General features: G+C 66.2%; 16 protein-coding genes. 4 read left to right on the plus strand and 12 right to left on the minus strand.

The window, feature by feature from the left end; genetic code table 11:
- Positions 1-3: 3 nt before the first annotated feature.
- Complete coding sequence (gene glgX, locus CXZ05_RS10930; RefSeq protein WP_102972642.1) at positions 4-2,124, minus strand: glycogen debranching protein GlgX; 2,121 nt, start codon at positions 2,122-2,124, stop codon at positions 4-6.
- A gap of 114 nt (positions 2,125-2,238) precedes the next feature.
- On the opposite strand from glgX, the gene CXZ05_RS10935 reads away from it, so the two are divergent.
- Positions 2,239-3,051, plus strand: coding sequence for a carbon-nitrogen hydrolase family protein (locus tag CXZ05_RS10935; protein ID WP_102972796.1), 813 nt, complete (start codon positions 2,239-2,241; stop codon positions 3,049-3,051).
- Positions 3,052-3,225: 174 nt separating this feature from the next.
- Here the strand turns inward: CXZ05_RS10935 and rlmB are convergent, their stop codons facing one another.
- From rlmB to CXZ05_RS10965, 6 genes are all read right to left on the minus strand, one after another.
- Entirely contained in the window at positions 3,226-4,227 is a 1,002-nt protein-coding gene (rlmB, locus tag CXZ05_RS10940; RefSeq protein WP_102972797.1) for a 23S rRNA (guanosine(2251)-2'-O)-methyltransferase RlmB, read from the minus strand.
- Positions 4,228-4,319: 92 nt separating this feature from the next.
- Positions 4,320-5,777, minus strand: a complete 1,458-nt coding sequence (gene cysS, locus CXZ05_RS10945) for a cysteine--tRNA ligase (protein WP_102972643.1) — start codon at positions 5,775-5,777, stop codon at positions 4,320-4,322.
- 32 nt (positions 5,778-5,809) lie between these two features.
- Positions 5,810-6,136: a hypothetical protein gene (locus tag CXZ05_RS10950; RefSeq protein WP_102972644.1), complete on the minus strand. Its 327-nt coding sequence runs from the start codon at positions 6,134-6,136 to the stop codon at positions 5,810-5,812.
- A gap of 100 nt (positions 6,137-6,236) precedes the next feature.
- Positions 6,237-6,749 (minus strand): 2-C-methyl-D-erythritol 2,4-cyclodiphosphate synthase, encoded by a 513-nt coding sequence (gene ispF, locus CXZ05_RS10955; RefSeq protein WP_102972798.1) that lies wholly within the window; start codon positions 6,747-6,749, stop codon positions 6,237-6,239.
- A 23-nt stretch (positions 6,750-6,772) separates the two neighbouring features.
- The gene (gene ispD / locus CXZ05_RS10960; RefSeq protein WP_102972645.1) at positions 6,773-7,555 is read right to left on the minus strand and encodes a 2-C-methyl-D-erythritol 4-phosphate cytidylyltransferase; all 783 of its coding nucleotides are present in this window, start codon (positions 7,553-7,555) and stop codon (positions 6,773-6,775) included.
- Positions 7,556-7,684: 129 nt separating this feature from the next.
- Positions 7,685-8,167, minus strand: coding sequence for a CarD family transcriptional regulator (locus CXZ05_RS10965; RefSeq protein WP_003801164.1), 483 nt, complete (start codon positions 8,165-8,167; stop codon positions 7,685-7,687).
- A 326-nt stretch (positions 8,168-8,493) separates the two neighbouring features.
- On the opposite strand from CXZ05_RS10965, the gene CXZ05_RS10970 reads away from it, so the two are divergent.
- Complete coding sequence (locus CXZ05_RS10970; protein WP_258006543.1) at positions 8,494-9,084, plus strand: hypothetical protein; 591 nt, start codon at positions 8,494-8,496, stop codon at positions 9,082-9,084.
- Positions 9,085-9,228: 144 nt separating this feature from the next.
- On the opposite strand, the gene CXZ05_RS10975 is transcribed toward CXZ05_RS10970, so the two are convergent.
- Complete coding sequence (locus tag CXZ05_RS10975) at positions 9,229-9,909, minus strand: response regulator transcription factor (protein WP_003801167.1); 681 nt, start codon at positions 9,907-9,909, stop codon at positions 9,229-9,231.
- Positions 9,906-11,192, minus strand: coding sequence for a cell wall metabolism sensor histidine kinase WalK (locus CXZ05_RS10980; protein ID WP_102972647.1), 1,287 nt, complete (start codon positions 11,190-11,192; stop codon positions 9,906-9,908). The genes CXZ05_RS10975 and CXZ05_RS10980 overlap by 4 nt, the downstream gene beginning before the upstream one ends.
- Before the next feature lie 204 nt (positions 11,193-11,396).
- On the opposite strand from CXZ05_RS10980, the gene phoU reads away from it, so the two are divergent.
- Positions 11,397-12,059 carry a phosphate signaling complex protein PhoU gene (gene phoU, locus CXZ05_RS10985; RefSeq protein WP_102972799.1) on the plus strand — a complete coding sequence of 221 codons (663 nt, stop codon included), beginning with the start codon at positions 11,397-11,399 and terminating at the stop codon, positions 12,057-12,059.
- Positions 12,060-12,223: 164 nt separating this feature from the next.
- Here the strand turns inward: phoU and CXZ05_RS10990 are convergent, their stop codons facing one another.
- Positions 12,224-12,970, minus strand: a complete 747-nt coding sequence (locus CXZ05_RS10990) for a phosphoglyceromutase (RefSeq protein ID WP_102972648.1) — start codon at positions 12,968-12,970, stop codon at positions 12,224-12,226.
- Between the two features lie 101 nt (positions 12,971-13,071).
- On the opposite strand from CXZ05_RS10990, the gene CXZ05_RS10995 reads away from it, so the two are divergent.
- Complete coding sequence (locus tag CXZ05_RS10995; protein ID WP_180987361.1) at positions 13,072-13,893, plus strand: class I SAM-dependent methyltransferase; 822 nt, start codon at positions 13,072-13,074, stop codon at positions 13,891-13,893.
- 18 nt (positions 13,894-13,911) lie between these two features.
- Here CXZ05_RS10995 and CXZ05_RS11000 read toward each other — a convergent pair whose 3' ends face one another.
- Entirely contained in the window at positions 13,912-14,268 is a 357-nt protein-coding gene (locus CXZ05_RS11000) for a DUF2516 family protein (RefSeq protein WP_102972649.1), read from the minus strand.
- A 9-nt stretch (positions 14,269-14,277) separates the two neighbouring features.
- Positions 14,278-15,462 (minus strand): PLP-dependent aspartate aminotransferase family protein, encoded by a 1,185-nt coding sequence (locus CXZ05_RS11005; RefSeq protein ID WP_102972801.1) that lies wholly within the window; start codon positions 15,460-15,462, stop codon positions 14,278-14,280.
- Positions 15,463-15,493 lie beyond the last annotated feature (31 nt).

Here is a 15,493-nt window from a genome sequence, read left to right on the forward strand (position 1 = left end):
AAGTTATGTGCGGTAGATGTTGATGGTGTAGGCCGGCACCTCGTCAGGCTCGCCCGAAGGGACCAGTGCGCCCTGGCGCCGGTCGTGGAGCTCGGACGTGGTGAGGCGCAGATCGAAGACCCGTTTGCCGGTGCCGTCGTCGTTGGTCACCTGCGGGAGGGTGACGTCGATGTCCTCGGGACCGCCGTTGACCACGATGAGCCCGGCCACGTGCCCGTCATCGGAGCCGACCAGCAGCTGAACCACCCGGTTCCCGGAATCGTTCCACCGTTCCATGGTCATGGGCTGCCCGCCCTGGTCGTACCAGTAGAGGTACGAGCGGGCGTCGCGGACGGGGTAGTCGGGCGGCTGGGCGGTCAGGAACTCCCGGCGGAGCCGGATGACGCGCTTGGTGCTCCGCAACATGGCGTGGGACTCCGGCGTGCTGGTCCAGTCGACCCAGGTGAGGGGATTGTCCTGGCAGTACGCGTTGTTGTTGCCCTGCTGGGTGCGGCCGAGCTCGTCCCCAGCCGTGATCATGGGAACGCCGAGGGAAATCATGAGCGAGGCCATGAGGTTGCGCTTGCTCTGGTCGCGGCGCGCCAGGATGCCCTCGTCCTCGGTGCGCCCTTCGAAGCCGTGGTTGTAGCTTCGGTTGTCGCCATGCCCGTCCCGGTTCTGCTCACCGTTCGCCTCGTTGTGCTTGCGGTCGTAGGACACAAGATCGGTCATGGTGAAGCCGTCGTGGGACGTGATGTAGTTCAGCGAGGCCAGCCGCGAGCGGCCCGACGGTTCGAACAGGCTCGCCGAGCCGGACAGGGCATCGGCCAGCCTGGCCACGGACGTGCCCCGGCCTCCATTGTCGAGGGCGGCACGGTCCGCCACCCAGAAGGAGCGCACGGCGTCTCGATAGTGGTCGTTCCAGTCCACCCAGCCGCTGGGGAACCGGCCGGTCTGCCAGCCACCGTAGCCCACGTCCCACGGTTCCGCGATCAGTTTGACGCGGGAGAGCACCGGGTCCGCGGCGACCGCCACGAGGAAGGGGTGGCGCGGATCGAACTCGTTGGCTGCGTTCCTGCAGAGCGTGACGGCCAGGTCGAAGCGGAAGCCGTCGATATGGAACTCGTCCACCCAGTACCGCAGGGAGTCCAGCACCATCTGGATAACGCGCGGTTCGCCGAAGTTAAGGGTGTTGCCGCAGCCTGTGGTGTCAACGTATCTTCCGTTGCCGTCGGTGCGGTAGTACTTCTGCTCGCCGAGGCCCCGGAAGCTCAGGGTGGGACCGTCGGGCCCGCCTTCGGCGGTGTGGTTGTAGACGACGTCAAGGATGACCTCGATGCCTGCCGCATGCAGCAGCTTGACCATTCCCTTGAACTCGTCCTGGACGGCCTGCGGCCCGGCTTCCTGGGCCGATTTGGTGGCGTACCCGGGGGACGGCGCAAAGAACGCTGCCGTGTTGTAACCCCAGTAGTTGGTGAGGCCAAGGTTCTGGAGGTGTGGCTCGTCCAGGTGGAAATGCACCGGCAGCAACTGCAGGGCTGTGATGCCGAGACCGGTGAGGTGCTCGATCATGGCGGGGTGGGCCATGCCGGCGTACGTGCCGCGCAAGGCCTCCGGGATGTCCGGATGGAGCATGCTCTGTCCGCGGACGTGTGCCTCGTAGACGATGGTGTTGCGCCACGGTGTGTTCGGCTTCTCGTCAGCGGCCCAGTCGAAGTCCGAAGACATCCTGACGCTGGTCAGGGACCCGTCGCGTTCGTCGACGGCCCGGCCGTAAGGGTCCAGCAACAGCGGTTGCCGGCTGCCGCCGTCGTCGTCAAAATCAACCGTGGGAACCGCAAGCGGCAGGACCTCTTCGCCCTTGGGGGCTGCGCGGAAGCCGTACCGTGAGCCCACGGGGAAGCCGTCCACCACGCCGTGGTGGACACCGTTCGGAAGGCCGGACAGGGTCTGAAGGCGCCAGCTTTGGCCGGGCGCCTGGTAAGCCACCTCCAGCTTGGTAATGCCGGGCGCATAAACCGCGACCCTTGCACGGCCGCCTGATGCCCCGCCTCCGCCGGGAACTTGGCGCGCTTCGCTGACCCCGAGGGGAAAGGCCTGGGGGTCGTCCACCGTCAAGGATGTGTCTAAAAGGGGCATTACCATCAATTAAAGCTTAGCTGTCACATCTAAGTAGCTGATCTATTCCGGCATGTTACGCATGCGGGACCGTGACGGCACCGCTGAACGCTGTAATGACGCACCGACGTGGAGGTTTTCGTGAAGATTGCATTGGCTCAAATCATCACCGGCAGGGATGTGGCCGGGAACCTCACCGTGGTCGAGGAATATGCCCGCCGGGCCAAGGACGGGGGCGCCGAGATCGTCGTTTTCCCCGAGGCCACGATGCGGGCATTCGGCAATTCCCTGCTGGACATCGCCGAGCCTGTGGACGGCCCCTGGGCCAGCCGCGTCCGCTCGATCGCTGACCAGTTGGGGATAGTAATCGTTGCCGGAATGTTCACCCCAGGTTCATCATCGCCGTCCGAAGGGCAGACGAAAGTCCGCAATACGCTGCTGGTGGCGGGGCCTGGCGTGGACGCCAGCTACGACAAGGTGCACCTCTTCGACGCCTTCGGGTTCCTGGAGTCGGACACCGTGGACGCCGGGACCGGCCCCGTAACGTTCGACGTCGGCGGCCTCACCTTTGGCTTGGCGACCTGCTACGACATCCGCTTCCCGGCCCTCTTCACAGCCAACGCTGACCGCGGAGCCGTGGCCAACATTGTCTGCGCGTCCTGGGGTTCGGGCCCCGGCAAGGTCGACCAGTGGCAGCTCCTCGCCCGTGCCCGTGCCGTGGACACCACCACCTACGTCCTCGCCTGCGGCCAAGGCGATCCCGCCACCCAGGGCGTCGAACCCCGGGGCGCGGCGCCCACGGGCGTGGGGCACAGCGCGGTCGTCTCGCCGTTCGGGCAGGTCCTCGAAGAGCTCGACGGCGCCCCCGGCCTGATCTTCGCCGACCTGGACCCCGATCTGGTCAAGGAAGCCCGCGCCAAGCTCCCGGTCCTGGTCAACCGCCGCGACTTCTAGGGCGTAAGAACCCTTCCTCAGATCCTGTCGCCTAACGGCGAACGCGCCTGCAGCTCCTGCCGCTTTAAACGAAACGCTTCAGCACCCAGGTGCGGAAGCGTTTCGTGTTTCCCTGCGAAAGCTGAGGGAGCGTTTGCCGTTTCCCTGCGAAAGCTGAGGAAGCGTTTGCCGGGGTTACTTGGCGGAGCGCTGGCGGGAGACTTCGTAGAGGGAGATGCCGACGGCCATGGAGGCGTTCAGGGATTCCATGGCGGAGTCGATCGGGATGGAAACGATCTGGTCGCAGTTCTCCCGGACGAGGCGGCTGAGGCCCTTGCCCTCGGAACCGACCACGATGCACACAGGCTCGGTGGCAACGGTGAGGTCCGGCAGCGAGACGTCACCGTCGCCGTCGAGCCCCAGCACGAAGACGCCCATGTCCTTGAACTGCTTGATGGCGTTGTTCAGGTTGGAGGCGCGGGCCACCGGAACGCGGACCGCCGCGCCGGCGCTGGTCTTCCACGCGGCGGCCGTGACGCCCACGGAGCGGCGCTCAGGGACGATGACGCCGTGGCCGCTGAAAGCCGAGACCGAGCGGATGATTGCACCGAGGTTGCGGGGGTCGGTGATGCCGTCCAGGGCAACGAAGAGGGGTGCGTTCGCGATGTGTCCCTTCTTCCAGCCTTCCACTGTCTCTTCGGCCAGGTCGTAGGCGTCCTTGTACTCGTACGGCGGGATCTGCAGGACGAGCCCCTGGTGCACGGCGTCGTCGGTCATCCGGTCCAGCTCGGGCTTGCCGGTTTCCAGCAGCGGGATGCCCCGTTCCGCGGCGATCTTCAGCGACTCCTTGACGCGGTCGTCCATCTCAATGCGGATGGCCACGTGCAGTGCCTTGGCGGGAATGCCGGCGCGCAGGGCCTCTACGACGGAGTTGCGGCCGGTGACGACCTCTTCGGTAGCACGCCCCTTCGGACCCGACCGGGCACCGGCACTGCGGGCGCCCCCGGCACCTGCAGGTCGCTTTGCTGCGGAGCGCTCAGCGAGCTGCTTGCTCTTGTGCGCCTTGTGGTAGGGGCGGTCCTCGGCCTTGGGGGTTGGCCCCTTGCCTTCGAGAGCCTTGCGGCCGTGGCCACCGGTTCCGGTGGTGGGGCCCTTCTTGAGCTTGCGGACTGCGCCCGGGCGACCTTTGTTGGCCATGAATTCCACCCTTGGTTGTATTGAGTAAGTCTGGACTCCAGTCTACTGACTGGCCTCAAATCGTTGACCGGGCGGGCGCTGAGCCCCGGAGGCTAGCCGCGCTGCAGGCTCCAGGTCGCGCCGTCGGCGTTGTCTTCGACCAGCACGCCGGCCGCGGCGAGGGTGTCCCGGATGGCATCGGAGGCGGCCCAGTCCTTCCTGGCACGGGCTTCGGCGCGGGCGGAAAGCTGCGCTTCAATGAGCGTTCCGAGCGCACCGGTGGCCTGGTCGTCGACGGCGGGCTGCGCGGTGGCGCTGATGCCCAGGACTCTGAGCATGTCAGTCACGCTGGCCAGGGCCTGCCGCGTCGCGGCCGGGTCGCCATCGGTGAGCGCTGAGTTTCCGGCGCGGACCGTGTCGTGCAGCACCGCAAGGGCCTGCGGAACGTTGAGGTCGTCATCCATGGCAGCGGCGAACGCCTCCGGAACGGTGCCGTAGCTGAAGAGGCCGGCAGCACCGTCTTGCGTCATCGTGCTCCGAAGGGCGCGGCTGACGAACCCGTCGATGCGTTCGACGGCGGCCGCGGCCTCCTGCAGCGACGTCGGCTGGTAGTCCAGCACCGAGCGGTACTGTGCCTGGCCCAGGTAGTAACGGACCACGCGCGGCGGGGCGATTTCCAGCATCTCGGCCGGGCTGACGGTGTTGCCGACGGACTTGGACATTTTCTCGCCCTGGTAGGTGACCATGCCGTTGTGCATCCAGAAGTTCGCGAAGCCGTGGCCCGCCGCCTGGGACTGGGCCATCTCGTTTTCGTGGTGCGGGAAACGCAGGTCCAGGCCACCGCCGTGGATGTCGAATTCGGTGCCCAGGTATTTCGTGACCATAGCCGAGCATTCGAGGTGCCAGCCCGGGCGCCCGGTGCCCCACGGCGACACCCAGCTCGCCGTCGTCGGCTCCCCTTCCTTGTAGCCCTTCCAGAGGGCGAAGTCGCGGGGGTCCTTCTTGCCGCGCGGGTCAGCGTCCGCGGCGCCCTGCATGTCATCGATCTTCTGCCGCGTCAGCGCGCCGTACTTGTTCCAGGAGCGCACGTCGAAGTAGACGTCCCCGGAGCCGTCGAGGGCGGGGTACGCGTGCCCGCGGTCGATCAGCTGCTGGATGAGCGCATGCATCTCCGGGATGTGGCCGGTTGCCCGCGGCTCGTAGGTGGGCCGGGACACGCCGAGGGTGTCGTAGGCCTTGAGGAACTCCTGCTCGTACCGGTAGGCCAGCGCCCACCATTCCTCCTCCGGCACGGCGCCGGGCTCCTGCTCGAAATCGGGATGGAAGGATGCCTCGGACTTGGCGAGGATCTTGTCGTCGATGTCGGTGACGTTCCGGACCACCGTGACCCGGAAGCCGCGGTACTCAAGCCATCGGGTGAGCTGGTCGAAGGCGATGGCGGAGCGGATGTGCCCCACGTGCGGCATGCCCTGCACCGTGGCGCCGCAGTAATACAGGCTTACCTTGCCCGGTACCAGGGGAACGAAGTCGCGGACTTCGGCGGATGCAGTGTCGTAAAAGCGCAGGGTCACCGCTCCAGATTAGCCGATGCCAATGTCCCGGCTTACTTGCAGACTTCGCCGATCCGGTTGTTCTGCCTGGCGAGTTCAGCCGTCTGCTCCGAACTCTTGTTTCCCAGCGAGGTGCCGGCCACCTGCTTCATGATGTCGGCCATCTTCTGGATGGGGTCGGCGACGTCCTGGGCCACCTTGTCGGCGACCTCCTGGTAGTGCTTTGCGATCTGGTCTGCCTGCTGCTGCTGGTTGCCCGTGGGCTTGAACGTGTCGCCCTGCAGGAACTTGCAGCTCTCCTCCACGCTCATGCGGGGGCTGCCGGCACAGCCGGCCAGAAGCATCCCTGCGATCACGACGGCGGGAAGCAGCTTTTTCACGGCGGGTCTCCTGGGATTGCGGTACTGGTGCTTATTCCAGCGTAGGTGATTTGGCTGCAGGTGCGGACAGCCGCCGTGCGGGCCGGTTACGTCGGGACCGCTACGCCGCCGGGTAGACCAGGGCCGTAGCCACTGCGGAAATGCCTTCGCCGCGGCCGGTAAAGCCGAGGCCGTCGCTGGTGGTGGCCGTAACGCTGACCGGGGCGCCTGCAGCCTCGGTCAGGACGCGCTGGGACTCTTCCCGGCGCGGGCCGAACTTGGGCCGGTTGCCCACGAACTGCACGGCGACGTTGCCTATTTCAAAGCCAGCCGCCCTGACGATCCGGGCTGCTTCCGCCAGCAGCGTGACTCCGGAGGCACCGGCGAATTCGGGCCGGTCTGTGCCGAAGTGAGTGCCCAGATCGCCGATCCCGCAGGCCGAGAACAGTGCGTCGGCGGCGGCGTGCGCCACGGGATCGCCGTCGGAATGGCCGGCGAGGCCCTGCTCCCCCTCCCAGAAAAGCCCGCCCAGCCAGAGCGGCTGCGGCTTGCTGTCCGGGGCAAAGGCGTGCACGTCGATGCCGATGCCTGTCCGGGGCAGGAGTACCGGGGTCCGCGAAGCGTTGTGGGTCATGGCACCTTCCGTCATGTGGTTTGTCAGCCCTCCACCCAGCGGGCGCCGAGGGGTCCCTCGAGCAGGCCCTCGGCGATGATGAGGTCCAGCGGTGTGGTGATTTTCAGGGACTGGCTGGCTCCCCGGACCGCGTGCACCGGCACGCCGAGAAGCTCCACCAGCATGGCGTCGTCGGTCACCGCGGCGGACTGGCGCTCATCGAAGCCCGCGGCCGCTTCGTGTGCGCGCCGCAGCACGGAGACCTTGAAGCCCTGCGGGGTCTGGACTGCCCGTAGCTCCTCGCGGGGGGCGGTTCCGGTGACGAGTTCCGGTGCGATGTCCGCGGCCGGGCCCTCGGTGGCGGAGACCGTCTTGACTGTGTCCACCACCGGAATCACCGGAATCACCGCATCGGCGCCGGCAGCCAGAGCCTGGGCCACCCGGTGGAAAACCTGCTCCGGCGCCAGGGCGCGGGCGGCGTCATGGACCAGCACCGCTTCGGTGCCGTCCTCGACGGCGGCCAGAGCGGAACGGACGGAATCCGCCCGGGACGCCCCGCCGTCGACCATCGTGAGGAGCGGGCCGCCGTCGACCAGCTCAACCCGGAAGTCTTCGCAGAGCCGGCGCAGTTCTTCATCACCGGCCGGCAGCGCGATGCAGACCTGGCTGGCAATCCCTGCCGCGACGATCCCGCGGAGCGCGTGCATCAGGATCGGTTCACCGCCCAGCGGCACGGCGGCCTTCGGCATGCCATACCCCAGCCTCTGCCCGGACCCGGCAGCGACGAGGATCACGGCGGTCACGGGGCGCTTGGGTGCAGTGTTCATGCGCTCTAGCCTACGTCCCTGCCGCACTCCCCCTCCATCACCCAATTACTACCAATGATGGGGATTCTGGCCTGGGGTTTTGGGCAAGAAGAAACCCCGGCGGCACTCTGCCACCGGGGTTCAATTCTTTTAGGAAGCCAAGACCTCGTCGAGAACGCTTGCAGCCTTCTCTTCGTCGGTCTTTTCAGCCAGGGCCAATTCTGAGATCAGAATCTGCCGGGCCTTGGCCAGCATTCGCTTCTCGCCTGCGGAAAGGCCCCGGTCGTGATCGCGGCGCCACAGGTCGCGGACGACCTCTGCAACCTTGATGACGTCACCGGAAGCAAGCTTCTCCAGATTTGCCTTGTAACGACGCGACCAGTTGGTGGGCTCCTCAGTGAACTCGGCGCGGAGCACATCAAACACGTGCTCCAAACCGTCTTTGCCCACTACGTCGCGAACCCCAACAAGGTCAACGTTCTCTGCTGGAACTTCAATGGTCAGATCACCCTGAGCCACCTTGAGCTTGAGATACATCTTCTCTTCGCCCTTGACAGTGCGCATCTTGATCTCTTCAATTTTTGCTGCACCGTGGTGAGGGTAAACTACTGTCTCGCCGACCTCAAAAACCATGTGGACTTTCCCCTTTCCCGCAGACCAGTTTATCACGATTAAGGCATATGACTGGCATGGATACGGTCCAGGAACCCCGTAAATCCGCGGAAAATAGCCGAAATCGGCCGCTTAGACCCCTTGACGAATGCGAACAATAGTGCATCGCATGCAGGCCCACAAGCGTTACGCGCGGGTAGTTGCGGGTCCCCGTCGTCGGCTCTGAGGACCTCCTTAAGTGGCGGTGGGGGGCCGGTCATGTGGAGGGGCCGAATCCGTATTTGGCCCTCTTTGCCGATAGGCTATGCCTGAAAACTGTTTCAAAGACTTTTCGAGGAGTGCGTGACGTGCGTTTCACTGCGATGAACCGGGGCCAGAGCGGCAAGATGGCAATGGCGGCAGCCGCCCTGAGCGTCGGCCTGCTGGCCCTGACGGGCTGCGGCTACGTCAACGCCCAGCAGACCTCTCACCAGTACGCCGCCTCCGACGGAACCCGCGCCGAGGTCGGGCCGGTCCAGCTGCGCAACATGCTGATCGTTTCCGCTGGCGAGAACCAGCCGGGCCGCGTCATCGGCGCCGTCTACAACTCCTCTTCGAAGGACGTCAAGGTCACCCTCAAGGGAGCCGAAGGCGCGCAGACTGAGGTTTCCGTCAAGCAGAACGCCTACACCCTGCTGAACGAGTCCGCGGACGAAGCCATCCTGAGCACCTCCGGCGGCAAACCCGGATCCCTCGTGGACGTCCAGGTGACCGAGGACGGCACCAACGTCAACAAGACCGTGAAGATCCCTGTGGTGGACGGCACGCTGAAGGAATACGCCGCCTACCTGCCAGGCGGCACGCCGAGCGGGTCTGCCACTCCGAGTCAGACCGCAACGCCGGGCGAAACTGCAACGCCGAGCGACACTGCTTCGGCCACGCCCACCGAAAGCCACTAGCAGCCCAGGCCGCTGACGGCCGCTCTTACCAGAGCAGCAATACAAGAAGGAGGGGTTCCCGGCCGGGAACCCCTCCTTCTTCGTTTTTATCGTTGCTTCGAGTTGCATTGCTTCGCCCGGGCGCCTCGCCCGGGCAACAAGCTTCTACGGCTCGAACTTGTAGCCCAGGCCGCGCACGGTGACGAGATACCGCGGCAGTGACGGGTCAGGCTCGATCTTGCTGCGCAGCCGCTTCACGTGGACGTCGAGCGTTTTCGTGTCGCCCACGTAGTCGGAGCCCCAGACACGGTCAATCAGCTGGCCCCGCGTCAGCACGCGGCCGGAGTTCCGCAGCAGCATCTCCAACAGCTCGAACTCCTTCAGCGGCAGCGACACCTGCTCGCCGTCGACACTCACCACGTGCCGTTCAATATCCATCCGCACCGGGCCTGCGTGGACGGTGGACGAGATGAGTTCCTCCGGTTCGCCCTGGCGGCGCAGCACGGCGCGGACCCGGGCCACCAGCTCCCGCGAGGAGTAGGGCTTGGTGACGTAGTCGTCCGCGCCCAGCTCCAGCCCGACGACCTTGTCGATCTCGGTGTCCTTGGCGGTCAGCATGATGACCGGGACGGTGGAGCGCTGACGCAGCTGCCGGCAGACCTCCGTGCCGGACTGTCCCGGCAGCTGCAGGTCGAGCAGCACGAGGTCTGCCCCGTTGCGGTCGAATTCCGTGATGGCGTCGAGGCCGTTGTCCACGACCTCCACTTCGAACCCTTCCTTGCCCAGTAGATAGGACAGGGGGTCGCTGAACGACTCCTCATCCTCGACAATAAGAATCCTGCTCAAGCGTTAGCTCCTCGTTCGTGGACGCCGGCGGCGTCGTGTGGTTCCTTGGCCTGCTGCGGCCGGTCGGACCCGCCCTGCGGTGCAGCGGGGGCCAGCGTTTTAGTTTGTTGGGCGGCGCGGGCTTCCCCGGCGCGGGTGCGCAGTTCCGGCGCGGGGTCGCCTTCCTGACCCTCCATCTCCGGCAGCCGGAGCGTGAACGTGGAGCCGTGGCCGGGCTGGGACCAGAGCGTGACTTCCCCGCCGTGGTTGGAAACAACGTGTTTCACGATGCTCAGGCCCAGGCCGGTTCCGCCGGTGTGGCGGGACCGGGCCGCGTCCACCCGGTAGAAGCGTTCGAAGACCCGCTCCTGGTCCTCGGGTGACAGGCCTTCGCCCTGGTCCGTGACGGAGACGGAAACCAGTCCTTCCCTGGACCGCACGCCGATGCCCACGCGGGTGTTCTCCGGCGAGTACCGGATAGCGTTGTCGATCAGGTTGCGCAGCGCCGTGACCAGCAGATCCTGGTCACCGTAGACCTTCGCTTTCGCACGGTCGCCGATGACAATCTGGATGTTCTTGCTCTCGGCGGGCAGCTGTGACCGGTCCACGGCTTCGGAGATGACGTCGTTGATGTCCACAGGGTGCCCCTGCTGCGCCACGTTCGCGCCCTGCAGCCGTGAGAGCTCAATGATGTCCTGCACCAGCGCGGCGAGGCGGGCCGACTCCTTGTGCATGCGTTTGGCGAAGCGCCGGACGGCTTCCTCGTCGTCCGCCGACGATTCCAGCGCCTCAGCCAGCAGCGAGATGGCGCCCACCGGCGTCTTCAGTTCGTGGGACACGTTGGCCACGAAGTCGTTGCGGATCTCCTCGGTTCGGGTGATCTCGGTGCGGTCATCGGCCAGCAGGACAATGTATTCCTCACCCAGCATGGCTGCCCGGACCTGCACAATGATGGTTCCCCGGCCGAGCGGTCCGCGGGGCAGTTCAAGCTGCCTCTCCAGGATGACGCCGTCGCGCCGGACGTTCGCCGTCATGTCCAGCAGCTCGCGGTGCACCACCGTGTGGCCGCGCACCAGGCCGTAGGCGTAGGCCGCGGGGCTTGCCCGGACCACGCCGTCGATCGCGTCCACCACCACGAACGCCTGCCCGACGACGGCGAGGACTTCCGCGGACCCCTGGGGCAACGCCGGTTCGTCGTACTCAATGTCCACGAGTTCGCGCTGCTTCTCGCTGGCTCGGAAGGCGAGCACGCCAAAGACGCCGAATGACAGGCCCAGCAGGCCGGCGATGACACCTAAGAGCATTGGATCCACGCCTCCAGCTTATGCTTCCGGGAAGCCCCGATATCCGATAAACGGCCCACGCGGTGCGGATTCAGCTAACGTTCATCTTGAGGTGTGTATCAGTTCACCGAACACTGGAAGAGTGTGCGGTTGGACTGCCGGAACGGTGACACGAAATTCCGCCCCGCCGCGGCGGGGCGGAATTTCCAAGGAAAGGACGCCTACGTGCGCAAGGTTTTTCAGGAGGAGCTGGCCCACGTGGGCGAGGACCTCATCGAGATTTCAAAGCTGGTCAGTGAAGCGATCGGCAAGGCAACGACGTCGTTCGAGAGTGCCGACGTCGATCTGGCGCAGGACGTCATCGCCGCGGACGCCAGGATCGACTTTCTGCAGAACAGCCTCGACGAGCGCGCCATCGACATCCTCGCCCTGCAGGGCCCCGTGGCCAGCGACCTGCGCATGATCGTCGGGTCGCTGCGGATGAGCGCATCCCTGGAGCGCATGGGTGACCTTGCCCGCCACATCGCCCAGCTGGCCCGGCTGCGGTTCCCCTCCATGGTGATTCCGGAGTCGCTGACCGGGACGTTCAAGAGCTTTGCCGAGCAGGACATCGAGATCGCGAACAAGCTCACCCAGCTGCTGGAGACCCGCGACCTCGAGGTTGCCCGCGACATCCTCAAGGCCAACTCCGCCGTGAACGACCTCCACCTCAGTGTCTTCAAGGCGATCGCCCGCCCCGAGTGGCAGGAATCCCCGGCCACCACCGTGGACGTTGCACTGGCCAGCCGCTACTTCGAGCGGTTCGCGGATCACGGCGTGTCCGTGGCGCAGAAGGTCACCTACCTCGTGACGGGCGCCTGGCACCCGAACAGCATCGAGCACGGCTAGCCCATCGAGCACGGCCGGGCACCTGGCGCGAGTTTTTGTCCACTTATTGGCTCCTCCGGGGGGATTTGGGGCGAATAAGTGGACAAAAACTCCACTAAAGACGGACGACGCCGGCTGGTCACCTGAGGTGACCGGCCGGCGTCGTCCGTTTGCTTGGGAAAACTTTACTTCTTGCCCTGGTTGGCGACGGCCAGGATGGCCTGCTCTGCCGCCTCGGGATCGAGGTAGGTGCCGCCGGGGGTGATCGGCTGGAAGTTCTCGTCCAGGTCGTAGACCAGCGGGATGCCGGTGGGGATGTTCAGGCTGGCGATGGCGTCGTCGCTGATGCCGTCCAGGTGCTTGACCAGGGCACGCAGGGAGTTGCCGTGCGCGGTGACCAGAACGGTCTTGCCGGCTTTCAGGTCTTCCTTGATGTCCGATTCCCAATACGGGAGCAGGCGGACGAGGACATCCTTGAGGCACTCGGTGCGGGGCATTTCGTCACCGAGGTCCGCGTAGCGCGGATCGCGGGACTGGGAGAACTCGCTGCTGTCGTCCAGGGGCGGCGGCGGGGTGTCGTAGGAGCGGCGCCACAGCATGAACTGGTCCTCGCCGAATTCGGCCAGGGTCTGGGCCTTGTCCTTGCCCTGCAGGGCACCGTAGTGGCGCTCGTTGAGGCGCCAGTCGCGCTTGACGGGGATCCAGCCACGGTCGGCCTTGTCCAGGGAGATGTTGGCCGTGTTGATGGCCCGCTTCAGAAGCGACGTGTACAGGATGTCCGGGAGAATGTTGTTCTCTACCAGCAGTTCCCCACCGCGTGCTGCTTCCTCGCGGCCCTGGTCGTTCAGGTCTACATCCACCCAGCCGGTGAACAGGTTCTTGGCGTTCCATTCGCTGTGGCCGTGGCGCAGCAGAATCAGCTTGTAAGTCATGATTTTCATCCTAGCCGAGCGCAGCCCACGGGTGCCGAGAGTTACATCACGCGGCAGGACCGCCCGCATCCCGGAGGCAGGCTCCCCGTTAAGCTGGTGCCGTGGTGCAGAAAGCAGAGCGGGTGGTGACCAACCGGAACAGCCGGGGCAGGCCGGTGGGAAACGTGACCCGCGGCACCACCAACCCGAACCGCATGCGCCGGCTGGACCGGTGGCTGGCCGGGCCACAGGCCTGGCGGCTCCGGAGGGCGGCTGACCCGTTCGTGGTGGACCTGGGCTACGGCGCTTCGCCGGCCACCGCCGTCGAACTCTTTGAACGGCTCCGGGCCGTACGCCCGGATGTGCGCGTCTGCGGGATCGAGATCGAACCGGAACGCGTGCGTGCAGCGAAGGCCCTGGAGCGCCCGGGCCTGAGTTTCCACAACGGCGGATTCGAACTTCCGGTGCCCGGGAATCCGGTGTTTGTGCGCGCGTTCAACGTGCTGCGGCAGTACGAGGAAGCGGACGTCCGCGGCGTCTGGGAACTGGTACAGGGCCGACTGGCTCCGGACGGCCTGTTCATCGACGGGACGTGCGACGAGATTGGCCGGCGCTCCGCCTGGATTGCCCTGGACGCCAAGGGCCCGCTGAGCCTCACCATGTCTATGCGGTTCGGGAGTTTCGGGCTGCCGTCCGAGATCGCGGAACGCCTGCCCAAGGCCCTCATCCACCGCAATGTTCCCGGCGAACGCATCCACACGCTGCTGCAGGCGATGGACCGGGCATGGCTCGAGGCGGCGCCGCTCGCACCCTTTGGGAACAGGCAACGGTGGACGGCCATGTGCCGGGCGCTGCTCGACGGCGGGTGGCCGGTGCAGGATGGCCCCTCGCGCTGGCGCCTCGGGGAACTTACCGTCGGCTGGGCAGCTGTGGCGGCCGACTAGCGCCGCCCAAAAGTGCGGTCACCAGGGGCCGTAAGGGCCCATGTTTCGGCTGCCGCCGCGGCCGGCGTCCTTCACGGCCGGGCGGACGTCGGCCAGGTAGACGGAGGCCGCAACCACGGCTCCGAGGCCAAACAGGCCAAGCGGGCCGAGGAGACCGCCCGATCCGCCGCCGAGCACAGACAGCGCGCCGACGGCCAGGCTGCCACCGGTCAATGCCAACCAGAACGTTTTGGTGCGCTTGCCAACAGCTTCAAAGGCGTTTGGCCGGTGGCGGACGCAGTCAAAGAAGGCCCACACCTCGAGGGCCAGTGCTATCAGCCCCAGAATGTAATAGACCGTGCTCTCAACGTAGAAAATCAGAAGTCGTCCGTCCACCAGCCCAGCCTATCGGTCCAGGGCGTCCAACGCCTGCTTCAAATCGGCCCAGAGGTCCTCGACGTTTTCGATGCCGACACTCAGGCGCACCAGGTTCTCGGGGACGCTGACCGGTTCCGCAGCGTGCCGGCGCCGTCGCTCGATGAGCGACTCAACGCCGCCAAGGGAGGTGGCCGGCAGCCACAGGTTCAGGGCACGCACCAGCTTGTCCGCGGTTTCGGAAGCGCTGAGCCCGCCGGCGGCGGCAACCTGGACGCAGAGGATGGAACCGAAGCCTGTCATCTGGGACTTGGCCAGATCGTGGCCAGGATCCGACACCAGGCCCGGGAAGCGCACATTCTCCAGGGCCGGGTGTGCGCTGAGACGCTCGGCCAGCACCGCTGCCGACGCCTGGGAACGTTCAATCCGCAGGGCGAGCGTGCGCAGGCCGCGCAACGCGAGCCACGCTTCGAAGGGACCGGCGATTCCGCCGTGGATGATGCGGTGGTGAAGAAGTGTTTCGCGCAGTTCCGCGTCAGAGGTCACCAGGGCGCCCAGCACCACGTCGGAGTGGCCGGCCAGGTACTTGGTCACCGAGTGAAGAACGACGTCGGATCCCAGGCTGAGCGGCTGCTGCACCAGAGGGGTGGAGAAGGTGTTGTCCGTGACGACGACGGCGCCGGCGTCGTGGGCGGCCTGGGTGAGCGCCCGGATGTCCGCGATGCCGAGCATCGGGTTGGTGGGGCTTTCCAGCCACAGCATGTCCGCCGCCCTGCCTTCCTGCGGCGCTAACTGGGCCCGGACCGCTTCGGTGTCCGCGATGTCCACAGTGCGGAGCTCGAGGAGGCCTTTTTCCGCCAGCTCGGCGGCCATGACCAGCGAACCGGAATAGCTGTGGGACGGCATCACCAGGACGCCCCCGTTGGGGATCAGGGAGAGCGCGGAGCTGACCGCGGCAAGGCCCGAGGAGTACAGCAGGCCTGGCAGCGAGGCGCCCTCGAGCTGGCCGAGGGCCTCTTCGAACGGGTCCCACGTGGGGTTCGAGTAGCGGCCGTAGCCCCGGTCGCCGTCGTCGAGCGCGCCGGTGCCGAAATAGGTGGAGGAGAGCACGATGGGCGGGTTGACGGGCGCATCGTGTTCACGGGGCGGACGGCCGGCGGCCACAACCACCGTTTCGGCAGACAGGGATGCGGCATGCTGATCGGAAAGACTCATGGTCACAGGGTACGTTGGGTGCCCGCCCGCT

The sequence above is a fragment of the Arthrobacter sp. AFG20 genome (assembly GCF_002892795.1).
GTDB lineage: Bacteria > Actinomycetota > Actinomycetes > Actinomycetales > Micrococcaceae > Arthrobacter.